Below are 20,683 nucleotides of genomic sequence, written 5' to 3'. Positions count from 1 at the left end.
TTCTGAAAAAAGAATGTTGGTGACTCCATTTCGTCATGTCTGGGGATATTTAAAAATCTGATTCTCAGAAACAAAAGCGAGAAATGGTACAAGGGAAGATTTTTCCGGAGGGGAGAAATTTTAAGTGATGGAGAAAGAATAAGGCTCATAATCCGTCTATGGAAGTGACACTTCAACTATTCAGTAAACTTACCCTGTTATACGCCAGTCTGACACATCAATTGAAGCAAGAAGAACCGACCTGATCAATTTTTGGCATTTTTACACTATGCGACACTTTATAGAAATAAACGATTCTTTACCCGGTGCAAGGCAGCTTTTAGAACTCATAAAGACCCTCAAAATTGAGGGGATTTCCTTTATTGACCTGGAAGAACAGGAAGACAAAGTGTTACTTTCAATGATGGAAGAAGACAAGCAAAGTGGACTTGCTGACAAAACCAAAGTTCTTAACAAACTTGGGTTGGAGTGAATCTGGAGTTTAGCAAATCATTTGAAAAGCAGCTTAAAGGAATTCCTGACAATATATCAAAAAAGGAGTTGCTGGTGCCATCAAAGAAATAATGGAAGCAAAGACTATCAGCCAGATACCCAGCGCTAAAAAAATGAAGGGGCATTAAAGCGCTTATAGGATTAGAATAGGTGATTATAGGCTAGGGTTTTCTATTGACAAGAGAGTAGCTCTTATAACAACAATCGCTCATCGAAAGGATATCTACAAAAAGTTTCCATAAAGTGATTTAAAAGCTTTTAAGACGTTTAACCTGATACCTGGTTGTTCCGGATTTGCAACCCAGAACCTCTATCGTAGGATCTATGATCCGGCAAAAAATGTGATGCTTAGTCAGCAGAAATTGAACGCACCAAAGTCAACACTTACCCTCAACTGCATCTGCTCAGCGTCAGAGCATAGAAGTTTTTCTTACCTACACCAACACCACCCCCTCCTCCAGCGCCTTTTCATACACCTCGTCGTTGAAGGTGTAGAAGGTGGGTGAGCGATGAGCCCCGATCTTTAGCTTTTCATCGGTCTTTTTGATCAGGCCGATAGAAATCAGCTTGTTGGGGAAATTGGACGCATTGAGGGTCTTGCCCGACATTACCTCATAAAAAAGCCTGATCTCCTTCAGGGTAAACATTTGCTGCAAAAGGTTTTTTCCTATCGGGAAATGATACAGGTGTATCCGCATGTTGAAGAGCGCCTCCCGCACGATCTCGTTGTGGTCGAAAGCCATGCGGGGCAACTCGTCGATAGAAAACCATTGGCTTTCACTCGAAAATATGTCGGCTTTGGGCTGGGCATGAACAATGTCGGTAATGGCATAAAATCCGATGGTGACAGCCTGTCCAGCCAGCCAGCTGTCTTCGTTCAGCCGGACGCCCGTCATCTCATAGAGCTTCTCTGGGTCAAAACCGTCCAGCCTGTTTCTGTCAGGGTTTCCGAACGCCTTGAACTGCTTCAAAAAAAGATTTTGGATGCCGGTTCTTTCTGCCGTTACCCTGGCGGCAGCTTCATCCAGGTTTTCGGCATGCTTCACATAGCCGCCCGGAAGGCTCCATTGAGACAACAGCTTGTTTTTAAGCAGCAGCACCTGAAGCTTGCCTTCGTGGTAACCGAAAATAGTGCAATCCACCGACACATTAGACCGGTAGTCCTGGTACCCCTTCTCCAAAAAATGTCTTATTTCCTGCAAGCCGTCCATAGTTTTTAGCAGAGCAAAATTTATTTATTAAATTTTAATAAATGTTAACAATAAAGCAGTTATCTTTATTTATTAGATTTTAACAAATGTAACAAAAAAGCTGATCGGGTCTTCATACCTATCGGCTTTAATTATTAGTTTTCATTATGAAAAAACGCTACATCATCCTAATCGCACTGGTCGTGCTTGCCGCCGCCGCTTACTTTTATTTTACCCGGGATACCCGAGACATCAAAGTACTGGTGTTTTCCAAAACCGCCGAGTTTCGACATGAATCCATACCCGCCGGCAAGGCTGCAATAATGGCCCTCGGTAAGGAGCACGGCTTCCTGGTCGACACCACTGAAAACAGCGAAGACTTCAATGAAGCCAACCTGCAGCATTACAATGTGATCGTGTTTTTGCACACCACAGGCGACGTGCTCAACGACGCCCAGCAGCTGGAAATGAACCGCTGGATACAGGCGGGTGGCGGATTTGTAGGCATCCATGCCGCAGCCGACACTGAATATGACTGGCCCTGGTATGGCGAGCTGGTTGGAGCTTATTTCAACGGCCACCCTAACAATCCAAATGTGAGAGATGCAGTGGTAAAGGTGGTGAACAAAACGCACCTTTCCATACAGCACCTGCCCGAAAGCTGGCCCCGCACCGATGAGTGGTATAATTACAAAGAGATCAAGTCAGATATCAACATATTGTTGAACCTCGATGAACTGTCGTACGAAGGAGGCACCAACGGAGAAAGCCACCCCATCACCTGGTACCGTGACTTCGACGGGGGCCGGTCGTGGTACACAGGCCTGGGACATACTGATGAGGCGTGGATCGACAAGGACTTCATTCAAATGCTTTGGGGCGGCATCCAGTATGCAGCCGGCCCAGGCACACCTGTTGATTACAATAATTCGAGAGTAGCTCCGGAGGAAAACAGGTTCCAGAAAAATGTGTTTGCTTTCAACTTAAATGAGCCAATGGAACTCGATATTTTCCCCAATAAAGATATCCTCTTCATAGAGCGAAAAGGGGCTATTAAGCTATTCAAAAAAGGAGCAGATAGTGTGAAGCTTGTCACCATTTTCCCGGTACATAGTGAGCTGGAAGATGGCCTTTTAGGATTTGCCATCGACCCTGACTACGCCAGCAACCATTGGATCTACCTGTTCTACTCTCCGGTGGGTGACGAACCGAAGCAGCACCTTTCCCGCTTTACTTTTGAAGGTGACTCTTTGCATTATGCGTCCGAAAAAGTGCTACTGACAGTTCCTACTCAACGGCAGGAATGTTGCCACTCGGCCGGTTCGGTGGAATTTGGCCCCGACAGGTTGCTTTATGTGTCGCTGGGTGACAATACCAGCCCCCGTGCCACGGGTTACGGCCCAATTGACGAAGGCGAAGGCCGGTCACCATGGGACGCACAGAAGTCGTCGGCCAACACCAACGATCTGAGAGGAAAAATACTACGCATTAAACCTGAAGACGACGGCACCTACTCAATTCCTGATGGCAATCTTTTCACTGATTCTGCAAAAGGAAGACCCGAGATTTATGTAATGGGATTACGGAACCCGTTCAGAATATCAATTGACCCTAAAAATGGCTACCTCTATTGGGGTGACGTGGGGCCCGACGCAGCAAAAGACAGCGCTGGTTTCGGCTCAAGGGGTTATGACGAGCTCAATCAGGCCAAAAAGGCAGGCAACTTTGGCTGGCCCTATTTTGTTGGTAACAACTTTCCTTATAATCACTACGACTACACCAACAACAAGACCGGCCCGCTGTTTGATCCAAAAAAGCCTGCCAACACCTCCCCCAACAATACCGGAGCGAAGGATTTACCGCCTGCCACTCCTCCGTTGTATTACTACCCTTATGCGGAATCCACCGAGTACCCGTTGGTAGGTGAAGGTGGCAGGAACGCCATGGCAGGCCCTGTTTTCTACAAAGACCGATACCCTGAGTCAGACCAGCGACTGCCTGAGTACTACGACAAAAAGCTGTTCACCTACGATTGGATGCGTGGCTGGGTGATGGCGGTAACACTGGATGACAATGGAGACTTTGTGAGAATGGAGCGTTTTCTACCCAATATGTTGTTCAACAACATGGTCGACCTGGTGATTAGTCCCACGGGTGATTTCTACGCCCTGGAGTATGGCACCAACTGGTTCACGCAAAATATGGACGCCAGGTTGATCCACATCACTTACTCATCGGGCAACAGGGTGCCCCTTGCGGTTATTGAAGCTGACAAAATGATAGGGTCTATTCCCTTGACAGTGACGTTCAATGGAGACGCTTCAAAAGACTTCGACGGTGACCAGCTGACCTACTCGTGGGCCTTTGGTGACGGTGGCATGTCAGCAGAAAAGAATCCAAAATACGAATACAAAACACCGGGAGAATACAAGGTACGTCTTGTGGTGACTGACCCTTCGGGTGAAAGTGCCAGTGCCGAAGAGGCAGTGCTTGCAGGTAATGACCTGCCACAAATTGCCATTAACTTCACGGGCAATCAGTCGTTTTACTGGAGCAACTCGACATTCAATTATGAGGTATCCCTTACCGATGCAGAAGACGGCTCCATCAACAAGGGCATCGATCCATCGTCGGTTACGTTCACGGCTGATTACCTCGAAAGAGGTCACGACCTGACAGAAGTGATGCAGGGCCATCAGGCCAATATGGAAGCGTCGGCTCACCTCGTAGGCCAGGCGCTGGTAGAAGCTTCAGACTGCAAGGCCTGCCACCAACTGAAGGACAAGTCAGTGGGCCCAACTTTCACTGACATTGCCAATAAATATGAAGGACAGCAGGGAGCTGTAGAAAACCTCGTGGAGAAGGTAATCAAAGGTGGCTCCGGCGTTTGGGGCGACTTGATGATGTCGCCACACCCACAGTTAAGCAATGCCGACACAGAGAAAATGATTGCCTATATCCTGTCGCTGAACGGAAAATCTGTTAAGGGAGGCCTCCCCTACAAAGGCTCCTATCCACTCAACAAGCATAAGCCGACTGAAAAAGAAGGCACCTATATCTTCACTGCCTCCTATACCGATAAAGGTGCCAACGGCATGAAGCCACTGACGGCTACTAAGGTGCTGTCACTCTCCTATCCCATGATAGGAGGTGATAAGTTCAGCCGCAAAAAGAATGTGATGACTTTCAATGTGACCGCAGGCATGATGCCTGGGATTGAAAAAGATATGACCATGACTTTACCCAGCGATAATGCTGTTCTCCAGTATGATGACGTCGACCTGACGGGCGTAGGCAAGCTGAGGCTAAACCTGGTGGTCGCCCCAACCTATTTCTCAGGCGGCTCAATGAATGTGTTGATTGACGGCGTTGATGGACAAAAGATAGGCTCAGGTACCTTCGAGACAGGTCTGACTGACCTTGGCTTCAAAGAGATGGTGGTAGATATCGACCAGGTTGACGGCTCACACACGCTCGTTTTTACATTCAAATGTGCGGACGCCACGAAGATATTTGCCGGCCTGGCCAGCATAGAATTTATTCAAAAATAAAAGAAAGATCCTAACCCTACACCCATGAAAAAGTTTTTAAAAATAGCCGTTTTGTCGGTGCTTGGAGTAGTTGTCGTGCTATGTGGGCTCATGGCGGGCTTTATATACAAAATAAAGAATGGCTTTCCGGTGTCGTACGAAACTGAAGCACCAAACATCAACATTCCGTCAGACAAAACTACTGTGCTTCTCTTCTCCAAGGCCACTGGCTTCAGGCATGGAGAATCTATTGAAGCTGGCAAGAAGGTGTTCGCTGGATTAGCAATCAAGAACAACTGGTTTGTCTACGACACAGAGGAGGGTGGCGTCTTTAACCCAGACCAGCTAGCACAGTTCGATGCAGTTATCTTCAACAATTCCACAGGCCGTGTGCTGAACGACGAACAGCAGCAGCATTTAGAAGACTATGTTACCAATGGCGGCAGCCTGATAGGCATCCATGGTGCTGGCGACAATTCGCATCACTGGGATTGGTATACTGAAAACCTGATGGGAGCTACTTTCTCCCACCACTCGCTTGACCCTCACTTGCAGGAAACAAAGGTGATACTGGAGGGCGGTGCTGACAGCCTGCTCGCTGCCGGTCTGGCACCTGAGTTTACTCACACAGATGAGTGGTATGTGTTCCTTGATAACCCACGAAAGAAAGGCTTCAATATACTTTACTCCATTGATGGTGAATCGATCAGTCCAAGCGGCAATATGCTATGGATGACCGACAAAGACTTTGGCATGGGACAAGATCACCCCGTGGCCTGGTGGCGTGCCAGTGGCAATGGCCGAACCTTCTATACCTCTATGGGTCACGATGCCACTGCCTGGCAGCAGCCGACGTTTGTGAAGATGCTGGAGAATACGGTTGGGAGATGACATTGCGAACCCATTGTTGACGCAAGTTGTCACAAACGACAAAAGCCGCTTTTCAGCGGCTTTTTTGTAGTCCGTAGGGGAATCGAACCCCTGTTACCAGGATGAAAACCTGGCGTCCTAACCCCTAGACGAACGGACCATTTTGGGGACAATTAAAGAAGAATTAAGCGTGATTCGCTACCCCTTTCCTGAATTGTGGTGCAAAGATATATGGCCTCATTTTAATTGCAAAGCATTGCGGAAAAATTTTCTAAAAATGATTAAAAAACTACTGAACCTTAACGGCTAACTTCTTTGTTTTTAGTGGGTACGGGTGTTAGATTTGCACTCTCTCGTAATAACCATAAACTTTTTTGAAAATGACAAAAGTAAAAGTAGGTATCAATGGTTTCGGTCGTATAGGTCGCCTGGTGTTCAGGGCGGCAATCAACAACCCCTCGATCGAAATCGTAGGAATCAATGACCTGATCGAACCAGATTATATGGCATATATGCTCAAGTACGACTCTACTCATGGCCTGTTCAAGGGTGAGGTGTCGGTAAAGGGCGGTAACCTGGTTGTGAATGGTCAAACGATCCGGGTAACTGCAGAAAGGGATCCTGCCAATTTGAAATGGAATGAAGTAAGCGCTGAGTATGTAGTTGAGTCTACTGGTCTCTTCCTTACCAAAGAAACTGCTGAGAAGCACATTGCTGCAGGTGCCAAGAAGGTGGTAATGTCTGCTCCTTCTAAAGATGATACCCCTATGTTTGTTATGGGTGTAAATCACACTGAATACAAGAGCAATATCAATATCGTTTCAAACGCTTCATGTACCACTAACTGTCTGGCTCCACTTGCTAAAGTGCTTCACGACAAGTTTGGTATCGTGGAAGGTCTGATGACCACAGTACACGCTACCACTGCAACACAGAAAACTGTCGACGGTCCTTCTATGAAAGACTGGAGAGGCGGACGTGGCGCTGGACAGAACATCATCCCATCATCTACTGGCGCTGCAAAAGCCGTAGGCAAAGTAATCCCATCATTGAATGGTAAATTGACCGGTATGTCTTTCCGTGTTCCTACACCTGACGTATCTGTAGTCGACCTTACCTGCCGTCTTGAAAAAGGTGCTTCTTATGAAGACATCAAGAAGGCGATGAAAGATGCTGCTGATGGACCAATGAAAGGCATCATGGGCTACACTGAAGATGCAGTAGTAAGTACTGACTTCGTTGGTGACGCTCGTTCATCTATCTTCGATGCTGACGCAGGTATCATGCTGAACGCTAACTTCGTGAAGGTTGTATCATGGTACGACAACGAGTGGGGCTATAGCAACCGGGTGGTTGATTTGGTGCTTCACATGGCGTCGGTTAAGTAATCAGTGAGTAGTAAATGGTAATCAGTTACTTTTTACTGATTACCATTTACTGATTACTTCTTACCTCCTCTCACCTCCACCCCTGCCCTCTCCAATTCCTCCAGGGCCTTTTCAAAATCATCTTGCTGTAAGTTAACAGCCCTGGTACCTGCCTTTGGTAGCACTACCTCAAAGCCAAACTCCTTCGCATCCAAAGCGGTGAACTTCACGCAGTAGTCGGCGGCAAGACCAACCACCGTGACTTTTTCTACTCCTTCCGCTTTCAGGTATTCGCCAAGACCAGTTGACTTCCTTTTTCCGTTATCAAACAAGCCGCTATAGCTGTCGATGGTGGCGTCAGTGCCTTTTCGAAAAACCTTTTTGAATTTGGAAGTATCCAAATCTGAAGCAAACTCTGCTCCTTTACTCCCCTGCACGCAATGGACTGGCCACATAATCTGAGGCAGCCCGTTCAGGTCAATCACCTCACCGGGTTTCTTCCCTTTGTGGTTGGCAGCAAAGCTGCCGTGGTCAGCCGGGTGCCAGTCCTGAGTAGCTACAACAAGGTCAAAGCTATCCATTAGCTCGTTTACAAATGGGACGATTTCATCACCTTGATTAACTGCCAATGCGCCACCAGGAAGAAAGTCGTTTTGTATGTCTACAACGATCAAGGCCTCTCTATTCATTGTTTGTCAATCTTCTAAGTTTTAGTATTAATTCTGTCTTGGCTTTGTGAAGGCTCTCTTCAAGCCCAACCGGATACACGTGAGGGTTCACAAAGCGTTTTACACTTCTGTCGAGCATAGCAAGCTGCTCAATATGCCGCTGTTTGATGCCCCTTATGTCCGGAAGGTCATATATACACCGTCCATTTTTAAAAACCGGCACCAGCAAGTCTTCACTGCTTAGCTTCTCCTCATTCAACGTTTTTCTCTTTGTAGCATCCATCGGGTCAATGATGAGGCTCTTTTTCTTTAGCTCGGAGTTGACGTCAAAAATCATATCTCCCACGTACTGCTTGCCATCGTTAAACCTCTTAACCTGCTGTATGCCAGGGTTATTCATTTTAACCGTCTGCTCAGAAAGCTTCAGCTTGTACTCCCACTTGCCGTTGTTCTCAATAGCCGACAGCTTGTACACCGCCCCCAGCGCAGGCTGATCATAGGCAGTTACCAGTTTGGTACCGATACCCCAGACATCAATTTTTGCCTCCTGCAGCTTCAAACTCTGGATCAGATTTTCATCCAGATCGTTGCTGGCAACTACTTTTACATGCTTCAGGCCGGCTTCGTCAAGCATCTCTCTGGCCATTTGCGAGAAATAGGCCAGGTCACCGCTGTCTATCCTAATACCCATCAACTGCTGACCTTTGGCCTGCATCACCTTTCCCACAGCGATAGCCTGCCGGATGCCTTCCTCCGTGTCGTAGGTATCGACCAACAGTACCGTATTGTTGGGCATAGCTTCGGCATAGGTTTCAAAAGCCTCCTGCTCACTATCGAACGACATCACCCAGCTATGAGCATGAGTGCCACTTACCGGAATTCCGAAGAGCTTACCAGCCATCACGTTGCTCGTGGAAGTACAGCCTCCGATAAAAGCGGAGCGACTAGCCGCCAGCGCTCCGTCGATACCTTGTGCTCTTCTCAGCCCGAACTCCATGACGGGATCACCGCCGGCAGCCTGGTAGATGCGGGATGCTTTGGTAGCCACCAGTGTCTGGAAATTGATAAGGTTCAAAAGAGGCGTTTCTATGAGCTGGCATTGCAGAATAGAGCCAGTCACCCGCACCATAGGTTCATGCGGAAAAACAATGGTTCCTTCGGGCACCGCTTCGATATCACAGGTAAACTTCAGGTTGGCCAGATACTCGAGAAATGCAGGCTCAAACAGCGGTTGCCCGTCGTTGCCTGTCGTTTCAGCCAGGTAGTTGAGATCCTGCTTTGAAAAATGGAAGTTGTTAAGATAGTCGACGACATATTCCAAGCCGCAGGCGACTGTATAGCCTCCACCGAAAGGGTTGTTTCTGAAAAACAGATTAAAAACGGCATTTTGATCGGCTTTACCAGACTTCCAATAGCCGTAGGCCATCGTTAACTGGTAAAGGTCGGTAAGCAGCGCCATAGAAGCACTGTACAAGTCTTTCGTGATCTTCATAAATAAAAAAGGATTGATTTATTAGTGTCAATCCTTATCCGAAAGTAACATTAAATGAGCTCAAATCAATTCCATTTGTGCCTCAGTAATTTCAAAGTTATGGAATACCTTCTGCACATCGTCATCATCCTCCAGTGCGTCGATGAGCTTCATTACTTTTACAAACTCTTCATCCCCCAAGCTTAGGCGGTTGGCTGGCACTCTCTGTAGCTCTGCATTCTCCACCTGCACATTCATCTCATCAAGCTTCTTCTGCATTTTACCGAAATCTTCGAATGCACAAGTCACCGTCACATACTCCTCCTCCACCTCCAGGTCTTCCGCTCCTCCATCGATCACTTCCAGTGTAAACTCATCCTCGTCAAAGCCTTCCGGTTTCACTACTTGAAAGCTCCCCTTTCTTTCGAACAGAAACTCAAGCGAGCCATTGGTACCCAAACTTCCGCCATGCTTTGTAAAAGCGTGTCTTACATTTTGTACTGTGCGGTTCTGGTTGTCTGTGGTGCACTCCACGTATATAGCAATGCCGTGCGGGCCGTATCCCTCGTAGGTCAGCTCCTGATAGCTGTCAGCATCGTCGCCAGAGGCTTTTTTTATCGCCCTATCGATGTTATCCTTGGGCATATTAGCCCCTTTAGCGTTCTGAATAGCAATCTTCAGCCTGGTATTCGCCTCCTGGTTAGGGCCACCTTCTTTGATAGCGACGGTTATTTCCCTGTTCAGTTTGGTAAATATCTTTCCCCGCTTGGCGTCCAAAGCTCCTTTCTTCCGTTTGATTGTTGACCACTTACTATGTCCTGACATTGATAGTTATCGGTATTTAGTGTTCAGTAATTTAGTGAGTTGTGATCAGTGATTGGTATTCAGTGATCGGTTTCGTTTTGACTGCCACCGCAAAACATTTTTGATTTAGCTATCATAGAGTAGAGCATCTTTCCTACGTAATTGCACTGATCAATCAGAGTATTCCTTTCATCCACAGATATATACTGGCAGTTCAGATCAACTTCTATCCAGTGCTGGGTTTCAAGTTGGTCGGCATCAGCATCTGTAAGTTTACTAATAAAATGCTTTTCATACCTTCTCTTTCCCCAGGCTTCAGCTATCTGTGCTCCGACGGATCTTGAAGGTCTTCTAATTTGATCAGTAAGCGAATAAATTTCTTCTTTTGGAAACCTCTTAGTAATAGCAAAAATATCATCAGAGAGTTTAATTGAAGTCTTGTAAACATCCAAATCCCGGAAGCTTCTAACATACCTTTTATTACTTTCCATTTGGCAAAACTAAAAAAATCACCAATACTAAAGCCACCTATTTGCCTTCCGATAATTTCATCAAGCCATCGATCTTCATCACTCCTCACTGATTACCGATTACTGCTTACAGATCACTGATTACTATTTACTGGTCACTGACTGCTCTTCACTATTGATCTCCTCCTCTTCAACACCTCTCCTTTTTTCTTCCACCAAATATTGCTGACCACCCCCATCACAACACAAGCCATACCGATGTAGGTCAACAGGTTAAAGGTTTCGCCAAATAAAAACCCAAACCCAAGGCCATATACAATACCCAGATAGCTCAGACTGGAAATAACAGACAGCTCGCCGTGCTGGTAGGCTCGGGTCATGAAATACTGAGCAAACTGAGTAAACAGTCCTACCATGATGAGCCAGAACCATTCCCACCCCACAGGCTGCTCCCAAATGAAAATGGAATAAACACCTGCGATGGGGATAGTGACCAAAGGAAAATAAAGAATGATCACCAGTGGATGCTCACTGGTTTTTAGTTTGCGAATAACGTTGTATGCCACGCCAGAACCGAGCGACGACGCCAGACCTATCAGCAAGTGAATAGGCTCTACCCTGATATCGAAACCAGTAACCATCAGCACTCCCAGCATCGACAGAGCAAAAAACACCCACTGCATGGGGAACACTTTTTCCTTGACGAAGTAAATACCCAGAATGGTGGTGAACACAGGGGCAAGGTAAAGAAGTGTGTAGGTGGTGGCGAGAGGTATTTGTTGAATCAGAAGAAAGTAAAGAAGCAAAGAAAATGAACCACAAACACCCCGAAGAATCAACATGGATTTGTTATTGCCCCAGGGCGAAATGCCCGCTGCCTTAATGCCAATAAATGAAATGATGAATGATATAACTGACCGGAAAAGAATGATTTCAACGGAAGGAATTTGCGGGATCATCTTCACGCACACCTTCATCAGGGCGAAGAGCACAGTTGCCAGCAGCATATACCTTACCCCTGCCGGCACGCTCTTCCATTTTCTCATTTTCCCGCATCAGTAAGCACCATGCCGTCCTGAATTTCCAATGTACGATCGGCCATGGCGGCGAATTCTTCGTTGTGGGTAACGATGACAAATGTATGCCCCAACTCTTCCCTTATCTTGAAAAACAGATTGTGAAGCTCATTAGCGTTTTTTGAATCAAGGTTACCGCTTGGTTCATCGCCAAAAACAATGGAAGGACTATTGATCAGCGCCCTGGCAATCGCCGTCCTTTGCTGCTCACCCCCGGAAAGAGCTGAAGGCTTATGGTCGAGCCTGGCACCAAGGCCCAAAAGCTGCAACAATTCTTTTGCTCGCTTTGCCACCTCGTCATCATTTCTGCCGCCTATGTAACCAGGAATGCACACATTCTCCAGCGCTGTAAACTCTGGCAACAGGTTGTGAAACTGGAAGACAAAGCCAATCTCTTTATTACGAAAAGATGCCAGTTGGGTAGAACTCAACTTAAAAACATCTTTACCCGACAGTTCTATCGTGCCTTCGTCTGGATTGTCCAAACTACCAAGTATATGCAAAAGAGTGCTTTTACCGGCTCCGCTTGCTCCCACTATGGAAACTACTTCTCCTTTGGCTATTTCAAGGTCTATGCCTTTCAACACTTCAAGGTTGCCGTATTTTTTCTTTATTCCTGTCGCTTTTAGCATCTAAAAAATTGTTGCCCTGCAAATATAGAAAGATTGCCTTTCCCTCAAGGCTTTATAACTACCGATCTCTTCACCATTAAACTTTAGCTTGTAATTGCACCCCCTATGGCTTAGATTCGCACAAAAAAATTAGAGGATGAACATTCACGAATATCAAGCCAAAGGAATTCTGAAAAGCTACGGAGTTACCATCCAGGAAGGTATCGTTGCCGATACGCCTGAACGGGCTTTGGAAGCTGCAAGAACCCTCAATGCAGACACAGGCACAAGCTGGTATGTTATAAAAGCACAAATCCATGCCGGCGGACGTGGAAAGGGCAAAGTAAGGGAAACCGATTCGAATGGAGTAGTGCTTGCCAAGAGCCTGAATGAAGTAGCACCAAAGGCTGAAAAAATACTGGGAGGCACATTGGTAACCCACCAAACTGGGCCCGAAGGTAAAAAGGTGAATAAAGTGCTCATTGCTCAGGATGTTTACTATCCTGGCGAATCGGAGCCGAAAGAATATTACATGAGTATTTTGCTCGACAGGGCAAAAGCCAGCAATGTTATCATGGCATCTACTGAGGGTGGTATGGACATCGAAGAAGTGGCTGCGCATACACCTGAGAAAATCATTAAAGAGTGGATTGACCCATCTGTTGGTTTGCAGCCCTTCCAGGCACGCAAAGTGGCTTTCAAATTGGGGCTGGAAGGCAACGCACTAAAGGAAATGGTGAAATTTATCCATTCTCTTTACAATGCATTCATTGGAAGTGACTCCACCATGTTTGAGATCAACCCTGTGTTGAAAACTTCTGATAACAAAATTCTGGCTGTTGATGCCAAGGTTAACCTTGACGACAACGCCTTGTTCCGTCACAAAGACCTAGCTGAGCTTCGTGATATTTCGGAGGAAGATCCTTTGGAAGTAGAGGCTGGCGTAGCAGGTCTTAACTATGTGAAGCTCGACGGAAACGTGGGTTGTATGGTAAATGGTGCGGGACTGGCCATGGCTACCATGGACATCATCAAGCTTTCTGGTGGCGAACCTGCCAACTTCCTTGACGTAGGGGGTGGAGCCAACGCAAAAACTGTTGAAGCCGGCTTCAGGATCATCCTAAAAGACCCTAACGTGAAGGCTATCCTTATCAACATCTTTGGGGGTATCGTACGCTGCGACAGAGTAGCTACAGGTGTGGTAGAAGCCTACAAAAACATAGGAGAGATTAAGGTACCAATCATTGTTCGTCTTCAAGGCACCAACGCTGAAGAAGGAGCGAAAATAATTGCTGAGTCGGGACTGAAAGTGTTCCCAGCCATCGTGCTAAAAGATGCCGCCACCAAAGTAAAGGAAGTGCTGGCCTAAGTTAAAAGAAGAAATATCATATAGTGGGAGCCCCTCTTTCCTGAGACGGGCTCCTTTTTTTTGGCACCAGCCTATTTGAATTTTTTGATGTACTCCAGCGCTTCTTCAATCGAGCTGAACATTTTTGTCGGCACATCAGGCTTACTAACCTTCAGATAAAAGTTAGCCATAAACTCGTATGCCGGTGAGTCAACCACCAGGGCCACGGCGTCCACCAGAGAAGATCCCTCTTTCGCAAGAAAGTCTCTGGCAACCTTATCTACATCTTTTAGCCCCCGTATATCACACAAAACGGGGTATGATTTGCCCTTCTGAATAGTTTTTCTATCTTCAACAACCTTCTTGGCTGCATCGAGATTTAACTCAGTATTGGGTTTGTAGATAAAATGCAGAATCCCATCTTTCAAAAAAAAGCTAGCAAACTCATTTTCTATCTTGTCCATTGATCAATCGCAAACTTCTAATAGTCAAATTGTTGAGGAAAAATACATAATTTCTGCACCTCTCATCTTATTAAAATGCAAATATTACAATTAGCTGGTGTAATTTAGCTGGCAATCTAACTAACCCGAATGGCAAAAGTAAAACATAATAACTTAATTGATACACTTAATACCATAGCAGAGGACGCAAAATCCAGAGGCGTCATACAATTGCACACCGAAGATGAAAGTTTTACAGGTAGAACTATCAAAATAAATGGCAAAGATCTTTTCCACTTCGGCACCACAGGATACCTCGGACTTGAGCAAGATCAACGGTTAAAAGATGCGGCCATCGACGCCATTCAAAAATTCGGTACGCAATTTCCCCTATCCAAAAGTTATGTTTCCCATTCGCTGTACCAGGAGCTAGAAGAAAAGTTAAATCTCATGTTTAAAGTTCCCGTGCTTGTTATGAAAAATAGCACGCTTGGCCACATGGGAGTAATTCCATCGATTGTACGAGATGAGGATGCTGTAATTTTAGATCATTATGTCCATTGGAGTGTGCAGAATGCATCCCTGCTGCTAAAAAACAGAGGAGTGACTGTAGATATGATCAGGCATAACAATATGAATATGCTTGAAGAAAAAATTAAAGCACTAAGCCCTGGCAGGGAAAAAATATGGTACTGTGCCGATGGTGTTTATTCCATGTTTGGCGACACCGCACCAATTGAGCACCTAAAGACCCTCTGTGCGAAGTATCCACAGCTATACCTATATTTCGACGACGTGCATGGCATGAGCTGGGTAGGTGAGAACGGAACCGGTTATGTGCTTAACCAATACAAAGAACTGCCAGAGAATGTATTCCTGTTCAGCACACTCAGCAAGTCGTTTGGCGCAAGCGGAGGCATACTGGTTTCTTCCAACCTGCCCTACTTCAATAAGGTAAAAAACTTTGGAGGGCCGCTCACTTTTTCTGCTCAGCTCGAACCGGCATCAGTGGCAGCTGCCATTGCTTCTGCAAAGATTCACCTCAGCCCTGAGATTATTGAGATGCAAGCAGAATTGCGTGGCAAAATAGACTATTGCAATGATTTGCTGGCGCAGACGAATCTACCGCTGGTAGATAGAAATGACTGCCCGGTTTTCTATATCGGAGCAGGCGCACCTGCCGTGGGCTATAATTTTGTCAACAAAATGTATGATGCCGGTTTCTATGGCAACATGGGAATTTTTCCTGCCGTACCTGTAAAGAAAACTGGCATTAGGTTTACAATCTCAAGGCATAACCATCGTGAGGACATTGAGCAGTTGGTGTCTGCGTTGAATGAAAACTTTCCGAAGACATTGGAGGAAGAGCGTTATTCGATGAACAGCATACGAAAGATTTTTGACCTTCCGCTCATTGAAAAAGAAAACAAAGTCGTAGCCAGGAAAACAGAGACACTGACATTAGAAACCTATGGCTCTGCTAGGGAAATTGACGCCAAAACCTGGGACAAGTACTTTGGAGGAGAGGGCGTTTTTAATCATGCCGGGCTTCAGTTTCTTGAGAAGACCTTTACTGATAATGCAGAGAAGGAAAATAACTGGCAGTTCTTTTATCTGCTCGTTCGGGATGAAAATAAAAAAGTGATAGCCGCTACCTTTTTCACTTTGGCTCTTTGGAAAGAAGACATGTTGGCTCCGGCTTCAATTTCTAAGGAATTTGAAGAGAAAAGGAAAACAGAGCCCGACTTCATGGTCTCTACTGCGCTAATTATGGGATCGCTGTTTACTGAAGGCCCTCACCTCTTTCTTGATAAAGGGGACGAGCGGTGGCGAAATGCGATGAATCTTATTATCGAAAAAGTGGAAGAGCTGGATGAGGCCCTGAAGCCCTCTTCTATTGTACTGAGAGACTTTGACGAAAGTGACACGCAAATTGAAGAGTATGTTTTGAAGAAAGGATTTTTCAAAACTACCCTACCTGAGTCGTGCTCTTTGGAAGATCTGTCATGGGCAAACACAGAAGAATATATTTCAACGCTTTCCAGCAAATCCAGGAAGCATTTCAGACAAGACGTGGCTCCCTACGAAGACTACTTTGACATCGAAGTAAAGCAAAAGCTTGCGCCAGAAGAGGTTTCCCAGTTTATGAAACTGTACCAAAACGTCTGGAACAAGAACTTAGATGTCAATACGTTTCCGTTTAACAAAGGCGTTTTCGAACAGATGTCGGAAAATCCCAACTGGGAGTTTATCGTATTGAGGCTTAAAAAAGAAAAACAGGGACAAAATGAAACCGACAACCCCATTGCGGTCATGTTCTGTTTCAACAACAATAATATAACCTACGTGCCTGCATTCATTGGCATGGACTACGACTATGTGCAGAAGTATCAGACCTACAGGCAAATGCTGTATCAGACGATCGTAAGAGCACAGTCGTTGGGCTTTAAGAAAATAAACTTCGGTTACTCCTCTTCTTTTGAGAAAAAGAAACTCGGCGCCACCATTTATCCCAGGGTTGCTTTTATTCAAGCGAAAGACAACTACTCTATCGAAATGATGGGGATTATTCAAAAAAAATAAGTCGCTAAAGCTCTAAAAAACCCTTTGAAGCAACGAAAATCTCCTCCTTTGTAAATGGTTTTTTCACGTGAGCATTCATGCCCGATTGAAGCGACTTTAGCACAGCTTCCTCATATGCATCCGCCGAAAGTGCGATAAGCGGCATATTATATTGCATTTTCCTGATTCTTACTGCCAGTTCGTAGCCGTCCATTTCGGGCATGTGAATGTCTATGAACACCAAATCAAAGTCATGGATATTGATCAGATCTAACGCACTCTGACCACCGTCGGCTACAAGCACTTTGGCACCCAAATTTTCCAGCACCCGTTTGGCAAGCTTCAGGTTGAGATCGTTGTCATCCACCACCAGTATATGATATTGTCGACTGAATTTGAGCTTCATGGTTTGCACTTCCTCTCTTGGCTTCACAATCTGTGAGTCTGCCACCTGGAGCTCCATGTTAAATGTGAATGCGGTGCCTTTTTCGAACCCAAAACTTACTGGCGGGCTTTCTACTCTTATGTCTCCTTCCATAGAGTTGAGTAAATACCTGCAGATGGTAAGTCCCAAACCGGATCCCCCATAGTTACGTGAGGTGGAGTCATCAGCCTGTGTGAAGCTATCAAAAATAACGTTTAGCTTATTGGAGGGGATACCGATACCCGAATCGACAATATCTCCCTGAATAATAGCGTAGCCGGGCCTGGCTGGCAAGCTGGTGAAATTCACATTTATACTACCAGCAACCGTAAACTTAACCGCATTGCTTACAAGGTTTCGGACTACCTGGTTTATCTTTTGAGGGTCTCCTATAAGCACTTTAGGTATAGCAGGATCAATAGTGATAGACAAATCGATCCCTTTTTCCCTGGCCAGATAGCGATAAGGATTCAAGTTTGACTTCATTATTTCTTCAAACTGAAATTCTATTTGTTCAAGCGTAAGCTTGCCTGCCTCAATCTTATTGATATCGAGAATGTTATTAATCAGTTTGGAGAGGTCTTCACCGGAAGCCTTAATAAGCCTTAAAAAATTTTGCTGTTCCTCTGTGGGGGAGGTTTCAAACATCAGGTCGATAAACCCCAAAATAGCGCTAAGGGGAGTTCTTATTTCATGACTCATGTTAGCCAAAAAGCGTGTCTTGGCCTCATTGGACGCCTCAGCCCGTTCCCTTGCCTCTTTAAAAACAGAGACGTCTTTGGCAATTAGCAGGATATTGGAGGGCTGATTCTGGCTATTGAGGAGGTAGGAAAAGGTGGCTGAGTGTGGCTTCGAAAGTTCGCCGTTAAAGGAGAAGTGCAACTCATTAATCCTGCAAATATTTTTATCGCCAAGTTCAGCCCTCACCCTTTCCAGGAGTATCTGTTCATTCTCGTTTAGTAGTTCGGCTAGTGGCCGTTTAAGCAATGCACTTTCGTCACATTTAAATTTCTCCAGTGTGATCTCATTCACTTCTTCAATCCGAAAATTGACGTCAAGAATGAATAGAATATCGACTACGCCTTTGTAAATGCTTTCAAGGTAGTTTTTGGAGACCATGGAGGACTTGAGCTCTTCACCCAACATGTTGATTCCACCGACAAGGCCGTCCAATTCGTCATTGAATCCATAGCGAGGAAGCCTGTATTCGAAATTACCATTGGCTATCTCATATACCAACTGTATAATGTCGTCAATTCTGCCCTTGAGGTGATCTGGAATCTCGTGTTTTGGAAGCATCTGGCGTACGCTTTACATTTTCGACTATTTCAGGAAAAGAGATGATCCATGTTATTTACCTGACACTGGTCTACGGTTAAAGTCCCTCTAATTTACAATTATAGTTCGAAGGCGTTAATATCCATCACAATTTAATGCAAAGGGAGAGAAAACCTTATAGAATCATAAAGTGGTCAACTACCGGACAGAAGTTTGCAGGTGGTAATCAAGACCAAAACAACGCAGCATTGCCAAAAAACCAGCTATTCGGTGCTGTAGACAACCGGGAGGAAATGCCTGCCAACCTGCTTAAAGCATACCATATGACGGAAGATAGGAATAGCGCTTGATCTATTCTAACGCATTTTTCAACGCTCTGAAAATGGATAATTTGGTGAATGGCTTGCCAATGTGATCGTCCATGCCAGCTTGCCTGCTCCTGTCTATATCTTCCTTGAACACATTGGCAGACAGGCCAATGATCGGCAAATTGTATCCCAGTCTCCTGATAATTCGTGTGGCTTGAAGGCCATCCATTACTGGCATCTGAACATCCATTAAAATGGCATCGTAATCGTTCACTTTCAACATTTGTACCGCTTCCTTGCCATGTACAGCGTATTCAACCGTTGCTCCAAACTTGTTCAGCACCCTCCCTGCGAGTATGCGATTCATCTCATTGTCCTCCACCACAAGTAACTTGTACTGCGATGTAAACTCCAGTTTTTCAAACTTTTCGACAGCTTCTTTTGCCGGTGATTCGGCTATATCTACAGAGAAGTTAAAATTGAACTCAGAGCCAGGGTTTTCGGCTGTACCTATGTGAGAGGGGCTGCCAATGCTGATTTCGCCTCCCATTAGGTGAATAAGCTCTTTTACAATCGACAAGCCCAGGCCTGAGCCGCCAAACCTCCTTGTAATCGATGAATCGGACTGCACAAATGCCTTGAAAATATCATTTTTGACGCCCTCTGGAATACCTATCCCTGTATCGGAAACACAACCTCTGATCATTGCTCGTTTGCCATCGCTTATGGGGGAAATGCTTAGACTGACGCTTACTTTTCCTTTACTGGTGAATTTCAGCGCATTTCCTACCAGGTTCACCATTATCTGATTTACACGGGTAGGGTCGCAATACACATGGGAAATCTGATCGAAGTTCTCAAACTGGAGATCAAATGCAACTCCCTTTTCGTTGGCCATATATTTATACGGCTGAAGAGAAGAGGTCATGGTCTCTTTGAAATGAATGGGCACATAGTCAAAACCAAGCTTCCCTTCTTCTATCTTGTTAAGATCCAGAATATCACTTAAAAGCTTCATCAGCGTTTGCCCGGAGCTTTCAATCAGCTGAAGGTATTCCTTTTGCTCATCGGTAATACTCATCCCTATGAGGTATTCTGTAAACCCCAGGATCCCATTGAGAGGCGTCCTTATTTCATGGCTCATGTTGGCCAGAAAACTGCTTTTCATGCGATTGGACAACTCCGCCGCTTCTTTGCTTTTCTTAAGTTCAGCCTCAATTTGCTTTTGAACAGTCATGTCCTTGGCCACGAGCAGTAGCCCGGCAGGCTCGCCTTTTGAATCAATCAAAATCGAGCACGAGGTACTAACCGGCGTTTCTCTTCCAGACTTACCGACTACCATACCTTCAATATTATGAAGACTGCTATCATCTCTCAGGTGCTCAAGAAAACCCAAAGGCTCAGCAGAATCGGACTTAAAAACTTCCGACAAATTCTTCCCTATCAAATCATTCTCCGAGTAGTCGAGCAGCTTCGTGACGGCGCCATTGACTCCCTGAATAAGACCATTTTCTTTGACAATGATGACCATGTCTACGATCCCATCATATATGCTTTTCAGGTAATTGCGGGACACCGTAGAACTCTGAAGCTCTTCGCCTAGCATATTTATGCCTGCAATAATAGCATCGACTTCGTCAAAATCGTCAGAGGGAGTTTCTCTGGCATTCAAGTCCCCGGAAGCAAGCTTAACAATTAAGGTATTGATTTTATCCAGTCGATCATCATCTGTCATTACACCCATTTCTGAAACGGTCATAAAGTATTATAA

At 45.5% G+C, this 20,683-nt stretch carries 17 protein-coding genes and 1 tRNA gene; 7 read left to right on the top strand and 11 right to left on the bottom strand.

The features are described from left to right. Nucleotides 1–268 precede the first annotated feature (268 nt). Complete coding sequence (locus RIF36_RS10415; RefSeq protein WP_350128901.1) at nucleotides 269–472, top strand: hypothetical protein; 204 nt, start codon at nucleotides 269–271, stop codon at nucleotides 470–472. A gap of 454 nt (nucleotides 473–926) precedes the next feature. Here RIF36_RS10415 and RIF36_RS10410 read toward each other — a convergent pair whose 3' ends face one another. Next, nucleotides 927–1,703 (bottom strand): NUDIX hydrolase, encoded by a 777-nt coding sequence (locus tag RIF36_RS10410; protein ID WP_350128904.1) that lies wholly within the window; start codon nucleotides 1,701–1,703, stop codon nucleotides 927–929. Between the two features lie 146 nt (nucleotides 1,704–1,849). Here RIF36_RS10410 and RIF36_RS10405 point away from each other — a divergent pair, with 146 nt between their 5' ends. After that, a complete protein-coding gene (locus tag RIF36_RS10405) occupies nucleotides 1,850–5,233 on the top strand; it encodes a ThuA domain-containing protein (RefSeq protein ID WP_350128907.1) in 3,384 nt (1,127 codons plus the stop codon). 24 nt (nucleotides 5,234–5,257) lie between these two features. Then, nucleotides 5,258–6,103 (top strand): ThuA domain-containing protein, encoded by an 846-nt coding sequence (locus RIF36_RS10400; protein ID WP_350128910.1) that lies wholly within the window; start codon nucleotides 5,258–5,260, stop codon nucleotides 6,101–6,103. Nucleotides 6,104–6,170: 67 nt separating this feature from the next. Here the strand turns inward: RIF36_RS10400 and RIF36_RS10395 are convergent. Then, nucleotides 6,171–6,242 (bottom strand) — tRNA-Glu (locus RIF36_RS10395). A gap of 220 nt (nucleotides 6,243–6,462) precedes the next feature. On the opposite strand from RIF36_RS10395, the gene gap reads away from it, so the two are divergent. Continuing rightward, nucleotides 6,463–7,470, top strand: coding sequence for a type I glyceraldehyde-3-phosphate dehydrogenase (gene gap, locus RIF36_RS10390; RefSeq protein ID WP_350128913.1), 1,008 nt, complete (start codon nucleotides 6,463–6,465; stop codon nucleotides 7,468–7,470). A 53-nt stretch (nucleotides 7,471–7,523) separates the two neighbouring features. On the opposite strand, the gene pncA is transcribed toward gap, so the two are convergent. The 6 genes from pncA to RIF36_RS10360 all read right to left on the bottom strand — a co-directional run bounded on the left by pncA (nucleotide 7,524) and on the right by RIF36_RS10360 (nucleotide 12,570). Next, entirely contained in the window at nucleotides 7,524–8,138 is a 615-nt protein-coding gene (gene pncA / locus RIF36_RS10385) for a bifunctional nicotinamidase/pyrazinamidase (protein ID WP_350128916.1), read from the bottom strand. Further along, nucleotides 8,131–9,609 carry a nicotinate phosphoribosyltransferase gene (locus RIF36_RS10380; protein ID WP_350128919.1) on the bottom strand — a complete coding sequence of 493 codons (1,479 nt, stop codon included), beginning with the start codon at nucleotides 9,607–9,609 and terminating at the stop codon, nucleotides 8,131–8,133. Before RIF36_RS10380 ends, pncA begins: the two co-directional genes overlap by 8 nt. A 60-nt stretch (nucleotides 9,610–9,669) precedes the next feature. Continuing rightward, entirely contained in the window at nucleotides 9,670–10,413 is a 744-nt protein-coding gene (locus tag RIF36_RS10375; RefSeq protein WP_350128922.1) for a YebC/PmpR family DNA-binding transcriptional regulator, read from the bottom strand. Between the two features lie 59 nt (nucleotides 10,414–10,472). Further along, a complete protein-coding gene (locus RIF36_RS10370) occupies nucleotides 10,473–10,883 on the bottom strand; it encodes a four helix bundle protein (RefSeq protein WP_350128925.1) in 411 nt (136 codons plus the stop codon). Nucleotides 10,884–11,017: 134 nt separating this feature from the next. Next, complete coding sequence (locus RIF36_RS10365; protein WP_350097813.1) at nucleotides 11,018–11,908, bottom strand: DMT family transporter; 891 nt, start codon at nucleotides 11,906–11,908, stop codon at nucleotides 11,018–11,020. Next, nucleotides 11,905–12,570 carry an ABC transporter ATP-binding protein gene (locus RIF36_RS10360; RefSeq protein ID WP_350097811.1) on the bottom strand — a complete coding sequence of 222 codons (666 nt, stop codon included), beginning with the start codon at nucleotides 12,568–12,570 and terminating at the stop codon, nucleotides 11,905–11,907. Before RIF36_RS10360 ends, RIF36_RS10365 begins: the two co-directional genes overlap by 4 nt. A gap of 136 nt (nucleotides 12,571–12,706) precedes the next feature. Between RIF36_RS10360 and sucC the strand changes: the two genes are divergently transcribed. Continuing rightward, nucleotides 12,707–13,918 carry an ADP-forming succinate--CoA ligase subunit beta gene (sucC, locus tag RIF36_RS10355; RefSeq protein ID WP_350070901.1) on the top strand — a complete coding sequence of 404 codons (1,212 nt, stop codon included), beginning with the start codon at nucleotides 12,707–12,709 and terminating at the stop codon, nucleotides 13,916–13,918. Between the two features lie 71 nt (nucleotides 13,919–13,989). Here sucC and RIF36_RS10350 read toward each other — a convergent pair whose 3' ends face one another. Next, a complete protein-coding gene (locus RIF36_RS10350; RefSeq protein ID WP_151998570.1) occupies nucleotides 13,990–14,361 on the bottom strand; it encodes a DUF7793 family protein in 372 nt (123 codons plus the stop codon). A 129-nt stretch (nucleotides 14,362–14,490) separates the two neighbouring features. On the opposite strand from RIF36_RS10350, the gene RIF36_RS10345 reads away from it, so the two are divergent. Next, complete coding sequence (locus tag RIF36_RS10345; protein ID WP_350128928.1) at nucleotides 14,491–16,923, top strand: aminotransferase class I/II-fold pyridoxal phosphate-dependent enzyme; 2,433 nt, start codon at nucleotides 14,491–14,493, stop codon at nucleotides 16,921–16,923. Between the two features lie 4 nt (nucleotides 16,924–16,927). On the opposite strand, the gene RIF36_RS10340 is transcribed toward RIF36_RS10345, so the two are convergent. Beyond that, nucleotides 16,928–18,625 (bottom strand): response regulator, encoded by a 1,698-nt coding sequence (locus RIF36_RS10340; RefSeq protein ID WP_350128931.1) that lies wholly within the window; start codon nucleotides 18,623–18,625, stop codon nucleotides 16,928–16,930. 134 nt (nucleotides 18,626–18,759) lie between these two features. Between RIF36_RS10340 and RIF36_RS10335 the strand changes: the two genes are divergently transcribed. Continuing rightward, nucleotides 18,760–18,954, top strand: coding sequence for a hypothetical protein (locus RIF36_RS10335; RefSeq protein WP_350070910.1), 195 nt, complete (start codon nucleotides 18,760–18,762; stop codon nucleotides 18,952–18,954). Nucleotide 18,955: 1 nt separating this feature from the next. On the opposite strand, the gene RIF36_RS10330 is transcribed toward RIF36_RS10335, so the two are convergent. Continuing rightward, nucleotides 18,956–20,671, bottom strand: a complete 1,716-nt coding sequence (locus RIF36_RS10330) for a PAS domain-containing hybrid sensor histidine kinase/response regulator (protein WP_350070913.1) — start codon at nucleotides 20,669–20,671, stop codon at nucleotides 18,956–18,958. Nucleotides 20,672–20,683: the final 12 nt, after the last annotated feature.

The sequence above is a fragment of the Imperialibacter sp. genome (genome assembly GCF_040222815.1).
Lineage (GTDB): Bacteria > Bacteroidota > Bacteroidia > Cytophagales > Cyclobacteriaceae > Imperialibacter.
This window is presented reverse-complemented; position numbering and strand designations above follow the sequence as displayed.

Bases quoted from the DNA above. Each gene is read 5' to 3' on its own strand.
- RIF36_RS10415 (WP_350128901.1), top strand. From the start codon at position 269: ATGCGACACTTTATAGAAATAAACGATTCTTTACCCGGTGCAAGGCAG.
- RIF36_RS10410 (WP_350128904.1), bottom strand. From the start codon at position 1,703: ATGGACGGCTTGCAGGAAATAAGACATTTTTTGGAGAAGGGGTACCAG.
- RIF36_RS10405 (WP_350128907.1), top strand. From the start codon at position 1,850: ATGAAAAAACGCTACATCATCCTAATCGCACTGGTCGTGCTTGCCGCC.
- RIF36_RS10400 (WP_350128910.1), top strand. From the start codon at position 5,258: ATGAAAAAGTTTTTAAAAATAGCCGTTTTGTCGGTGCTTGGAGTAGTT.
- gap (WP_350128913.1), top strand. From the start codon at position 6,463: ATGACAAAAGTAAAAGTAGGTATCAATGGTTTCGGTCGTATAGGTCGC.
- pncA (WP_350128916.1), bottom strand. From the start codon at position 8,138: ATGAATAGAGAGGCCTTGATCGTTGTAGACATACAAAACGACTTTCTT.
- RIF36_RS10380 (WP_350128919.1), bottom strand. From the start codon at position 9,609: ATGAAGATCACGAAAGACTTGTACAGTGCTTCTATGGCGCTGCTTACC.
- RIF36_RS10375 (WP_350128922.1), bottom strand. From the start codon at position 10,413: ATGTCAGGACATAGTAAGTGGTCAACAATCAAACGGAAGAAAGGAGCT.
- RIF36_RS10370 (WP_350128925.1), bottom strand. From the start codon at position 10,883: ATGGAAAGTAATAAAAGGTATGTTAGAAGCTTCCGGGATTTGGATGTT.
- RIF36_RS10365 (WP_350097813.1), bottom strand. From the start codon at position 11,908: ATGAGAAAATGGAAGAGCGTGCCGGCAGGGGTAAGGTATATGCTGCTG.
- RIF36_RS10360 (WP_350097811.1), bottom strand. From the start codon at position 12,570: ATGCTAAAAGCGACAGGAATAAAGAAAAAATACGGCAACCTTGAAGTG.
- sucC (WP_350070901.1), top strand. From the start codon at position 12,707: ATGAACATTCACGAATATCAAGCCAAAGGAATTCTGAAAAGCTACGGA.
- RIF36_RS10350 (WP_151998570.1), bottom strand. From the start codon at position 14,361: ATGGACAAGATAGAAAATGAGTTTGCTAGCTTTTTTTTGAAAGATGGG.
- RIF36_RS10345 (WP_350128928.1), top strand. From the start codon at position 14,491: ATGGCAAAAGTAAAACATAATAACTTAATTGATACACTTAATACCATA.
- RIF36_RS10340 (WP_350128931.1), bottom strand. From the start codon at position 18,625: ATGCTTCCAAAACACGAGATTCCAGATCACCTCAAGGGCAGAATTGAC.
- RIF36_RS10335 (WP_350070910.1), top strand. From the start codon at position 18,760: ATGCAAAGGGAGAGAAAACCTTATAGAATCATAAAGTGGTCAACTACC.
- RIF36_RS10330 (WP_350070913.1), bottom strand. From the start codon at position 20,671: ATGACCGTTTCAGAAATGGGTGTAATGACAGATGATGATCGACTGGAT.